This window comes from Arthrobacter glacialis (genome assembly GCF_002909445.1).
In the GTDB taxonomy this organism is placed as follows: Bacteria; Actinomycetota; Actinomycetes; order Actinomycetales; family Micrococcaceae; genus Specibacter; species Specibacter glacialis.
Genome location: NZ_PPXC01000031.1, coordinates 1 through 4713, shown reverse-complemented (window position 1 = coordinate 4713; position 4713 = coordinate 1). Strand labels below are relative to the sequence as shown.

Genomic DNA, 4713 nt, shown 5'->3' with positions numbered 1-4713 from the left:
CCTACGTCGCCATCAACGACCCCAAACAACGAACTCAACAAAACGTCAATCTCTCTCAAACAGGTTGACAGATACCGTATCTGCGCGAGCGTTAGGAAGCAGGGCCCTGCGGGCACGGCAGCTGCATCGTCAGGCGCCTGGTCAGCAGCTAGTGCTGCATGCGGCGTTCGCGCCGCGGCGGGGGCGGGGGAACCGCCTTGGCGAGTTGGACGTCGTCGAACTTTATGGTGAGGGTCCCGGTGCGGGTGGCGACGGTACAGCCGAGATCGTCACGGGCCACAAGATCGCCCAAGGCGTCCGTGAGGCCGGAGCCGATCCTGTAGCGGATTACCACGCGCGTGCCCAGCGGAAGTTGGGTCAGGCGCTCAAGTGCACTGTTCACCTCTTCATACTAAGTCTCTCGGAGGTGCGGGCACGGCGGTGGTGGGGGATAATGGGTCAAGCGGTGCTTTTTGTGCGCCGCCCATTGAACTTTTGAGGAAGGTTGGGGTTCGTGACGTACGTAATTGCGCAGCCATGCGTGGATGTCAAGGACAAGGCATGTGTTGAGGAATGCCCTGTTGACTGTATCTACGAAGGCGAACGCTCGCTCTACATCCACCCCGACGAGTGTGTTGACTGTGGCGCCTGTGAGCCTGTTTGTCCCGTAGAGGCCATCTACTACGAGGATGACACTCCGGATGAGTGGGCCGAGTACTACAAGGCCAACGTTGAATTCTTCGATGTTTTGGGTTCTCCCGGCGGCGCGGCCAAGATTGGCAACACGCACACCGACCATCCGTTCGTTGCGGCCTTGCCGCCGCAGAATCAGGACTGATTAGTTACCCATGACCTCGGCCCCGCAGCACGCGTCCCGGCAATTTGGCCTCCAGCTTCCTGAGTATCCTTGGGATGCCTTGGCTCCCTATCAGGCCACGGCAGCCAAGCACCCGCACGGTGTGGTGAATCTTTCCATCGGCACGCCCGTGGACCCCACCCCTGCCCTGATTCAGGACGCCCTGAAGGCGGCTGCGGATGCGCCGGGCTATCCCACCACGCATGGCACGCTGGCCTTGCGCCAGGCCATTGTTGACTGGTTTGCGCGCCGCCGAAACGTTGCCGGGCTCGACCCAGCCGACGTCATGCCCACAGTGGGTTCCAAGGAACTGGTTGCCTGGCTGCCCCTGCTGCTGGGTCTGGGTGCCGGCGACGTTGTGGTCCGTCCCAAAGTTGCCTACCCCACCTATGAAATGGGGGCTGTGTTTGCCGGAGCCACCCCGGTTGCCGCGGATTCCCTGGCGGAGCTCGACGCCGAAACCCTCGCCAAGGTGCGCCTGGTGTGGGTCAACTCCCCGGGCAACCCCACGGGGATTGTGCGCGGCGTGGCCGAGCTGAAGGTGCTGGTTGAGCAGGCCCGGGCCATTGGTGCTGTTGTGGCCTCCGATGAATGCTACGGCGAGCTTGGCTGGGGAGCGTGGGACACCGAAAACGGTGGCGAGGCAGTTCCCAGTGTGCTGGATGCCCGCGTTTCCGGCGGATCGAATGACGGCCTGCTGGCCGTTTACTCCCTGAGCAAGCAGTCAAATGTGGCCGGTTACCGGGCCGCGTTCGTGGCTGGCGACAGCGCCATCATGGCGAACATGATCAACAGCCGCAAACACGCTGGCATGATTGTGCCGTACCCCGTCCAGGAGGCCATGCGCGTTGCCCTGGGCGACGATGCGCATGTTAAGGAACAGAAGGACAAGTACCGCCTGCGGCGGGAACAGCTAGTGGGCGCCTTGGAAGCCTTTGGGCTCACCATTCACCATTCTGAAGCCGGACTGTACCTGTGGTGCACGGCCGGGGAAGACACCTGGACAACCATTGGGCGCCTTGCGGAGCTGGGCATTTTGGCCGGTCCAGGCACCTTCTATGGCGAGGCCGGAAACGGTTTTGTCCGGGTAGCACTAACAGCTAGTGATGAACGTATTAGCGCAGCAGTGAGTCGACTCGGCGCAAAAACATTGTGATTTTGTGCAAAGTAGCCACTTTTTGGCCTCAGGATTAGTCTTGAAGGCCCTTAAAGCGGTAGTTTCGTAGATAGCCGTCTAGGCTACCGGACGCTTAATTTGCTGAGTTTTTCTTGGGTTTTCACCTCAACGGACGCGGAAATCACGCGGACGGAAAACTTGCATTGAACTAACCAAAGCCTTTTGAAGGCTACCTCATGAAGGGGACTCCATGTCTGATTCCACGAGCGCTACGCTGCGCTACGACGGCGGAGAACTTGAACTTCCGCGACTCGAAGCAGTTGAAGGCAACGCCGGGTACGACGTTTCCAAGCTCCTGAAGACAACCGGCGCTGTCACGTATGACCCCGGCTTTATGAACACCGCGGCCACCTCCTCTGCCATCACCTACATCGACGGTGACAAGGGCATCCTGCGCTACCGCGGATACCCCATCGAAGAACTGGCAGAACACTCCAGCTTCCTGGAAGTTTCCTTCCTGTTGATCTACGGGAACCTGCCCACCCCGGCAGAACTGGAAGCCTTCGATCAGCGCATCCGCCGCCACACCATGCTGCACGAGGACCTCAAGGGCTTCTTTGGCGGCTTCCCGCGGGACGCACACCCCATGCCGGTGCTGTCCTCGGCCGTCTCCGCGCTGTCCACGTTCTACCAGGACTCCCTGGACCCGTTCGACGACGAGCAGGTGGAGATGGCCACCATCCGCCTGATGGCCAAGATGCCCGTCATCGCCGCCTACGCGTACAAGAAGTCCATCGGCCAGCCCATGCTGTACCCGGACAACTCCATGAACCTGGTGGAGAACTACCTGCGCTTGAGTTTCGGCCTGCCGGCCGAGCCCTACGAAATGGACCCGGTAGTGGTCAAGGCCCTTGACCTGCTGCTGATCCTGCACGCAGACCACGAGCAGAACTGCTCCACCTCAACCGTTCGCCTGGTGGGCAGCGCAAACGCCAACATGTTTGCCTCTGTTTCCGCCGGCATCAACGCCCTCTTCGGCCCGCTGCACGGCGGCGCCAACGAGGCCGTGCTGAACATGCTCCGCGATATCCAGGCCAGCGGCGAGCCCGTGGAGAAGTTTGTTGAGCGCGTGAAGAACAAGGAAGACGGCGTGAAGCTCATGGGCTTCGGACACCGCGTCTACAAGAACTACGATCCGCGCGCCACGATCGTCAAGGCCACGGCCCACGAGATCCTCGAGAAGCTCGGCGGCAACGACGAACTCCTCGCCATTGCCATGCGTCTGGAAGAGGTTGCGCTGACGGATGAGTACTTCATCTCCCGCAAGCTCTACCCCAACGTGGACTTCTACACAGGCCTGATCTACAAGGCCATGGGCTTCCCCGAGAAGATGTTCACCGTCTTGTTCGCCATTGGCCGCCTGCCGGGCTGGATTGCCCAGTGGCGCGAAATGATGAAGGACCCGCAGACAAAGATCGGCCGCCCGCGCCAGCTGTACACAGGCGAGCCGGAGCGCATGTACCCTTCGCGGTAACCTGTTTTTCTAGAGTACGACGGCGGCGGGAGACTTTCCCTTGGGGAGTCGCCCGCCGCTTTTCCTTTGCGTAACCCGGGATGAAAGTAATAAATATGAAAATGTCTACACTGTTGCTGCACACCTTCTCCATGGCCTTCCCCATTGTGGTTGTGGTGTTGGGGATCATGGTGCTGCTTGGCAAGGCCGTTTTCGTGCCATTCTTCATTGGTGCCTTGGTCGTCATGATTGCGTTGCTGGTTCTGCTGTACCTTGACAAGAAGAAGAACGCTGCCGCGTCCAAATAGTGACCCGCATGGTCCGGCGGTTGAGTATTTGTGAAACATCTGTGCTAAAAAAGATGTGTGCCGAAAATTGTTGATGCAGACCAGCGCCGCGAACTTGTGGCAGATGCCGTATTCCACGTCATTGCCGAGCGAGGGCTGACACAAGCTTCGCTACGTAACGTGGCCCAAAGAGCCGGTCTGGCGCTGGGCTCGGTGCGGCACTATTTTGACGACCAGGCTGAACTGATGGAGTTTGCTTTCAGGGTCAATTCTGAGCGCATTCACCTGCGGGCGCTGGAAAAGTTGGAAGCACTGGAGGCGGAGGAACTCCCCGCTGAGCGCGAAGCCTTGGTGGAGAAGTGTTCCGGCGTTCTAGCTGAATTGCTGCCATTGGATGAACCCCGCCGTGCGGATGCCGTGGTGCACATGGAGTTCATGCTGGACGCACGCACCAACACATTACTTTCCGATGCCGCCCAGGACGACTACCGCGCCACGGGGGCAGTGGTGGGACGGGTGGTGTTGCAATTGATGGAAAGCCCTTTGGCGACCAAGGTTCTGGCGCCGGTGGACGAGGCTGAACGGCTCATAGCCGTCCTCGACGGTTTGAGCCTGCGCATGGTTCTGCAGCCGGCGTGGTCAGCTCCCGAGCACGGCCTGGCAACCCTCCGGCGACACCTGGTAGACCTCATCACCCCCTAGCCCCCCGCAAACCACCAACGCTCGCTCAGTTGCGGGGCCTTTTTAACCAACGCTCCTGCAGCAACGGGGCCGTTTTAGGGAACGCTCGCGCAGTTTGCCATGGACCAGCGCTTTGGGGTGAGCGAGGGTTTCATATTTTCCACCCTCTTCTGCGCGAGCGTTCCTTGATTTCCACCCTCTTCCCCTACGTGCCAGCCTTGAGTGAGAGAGTTTTTCTCATTCATGTTTGGTGGGGCAGGAGGAGATAATTATTCATGGA

Annotated in this window: 6 protein-coding genes; 5 read left to right on the top strand and 1 reads right to left on the bottom strand. The window is 59.9% G+C overall.

The features are described 5' to 3' along the window. Window positions 1–148 precede the first annotated feature (148 nt). Window positions 149–382, bottom strand: a complete 234-nt coding sequence (locus tag CVS27_RS20185) for a putative acetyltransferase (protein ID WP_103467639.1) — start codon at window positions 380–382, stop codon at window positions 149–151. A 111-nt stretch (window positions 383–493) separates the two neighbouring features. Here CVS27_RS20185 and fdxA point away from each other — a divergent pair, with 111 nt between their 5' ends. From fdxA to CVS27_RS20160, 5 genes are all read left to right on the top strand, one after another. Beyond that, complete coding sequence (fdxA, locus tag CVS27_RS20180) at window positions 494–817, top strand: ferredoxin (protein WP_054012064.1); 324 nt, start codon at window positions 494–496, stop codon at window positions 815–817. A 10-nt stretch (window positions 818–827) separates the two neighbouring features. Beyond that, window positions 828–1991 (top strand): succinyldiaminopimelate transaminase, encoded by a 1164-nt coding sequence (gene dapC / locus CVS27_RS20175; RefSeq protein WP_103467638.1) that lies wholly within the window; start codon window positions 828–830, stop codon window positions 1989–1991. 211 nt (window positions 1992–2202) lie between these two features. Beyond that, window positions 2203–3486 carry a citrate synthase gene (locus CVS27_RS20170; RefSeq protein WP_103467637.1) on the top strand — a complete coding sequence of 428 codons (1284 nt, stop codon included), beginning with the start codon at window positions 2203–2205 and terminating at the stop codon, window positions 3484–3486. Window positions 3487–3587: 101 nt separating this feature from the next. After that, window positions 3588–3773, top strand: coding sequence for a hypothetical protein (locus CVS27_RS20165; protein ID WP_133163013.1), 186 nt, complete (start codon window positions 3588–3590; stop codon window positions 3771–3773). Between the two features lie 57 nt (window positions 3774–3830). Further along, window positions 3831–4454: a TetR/AcrR family transcriptional regulator gene (locus CVS27_RS20160; RefSeq protein WP_103467635.1), complete on the top strand. Its 624-nt coding sequence runs from the start codon at window positions 3831–3833 to the stop codon at window positions 4452–4454. Window positions 4455–4713: the final 259 nt, after the last annotated feature.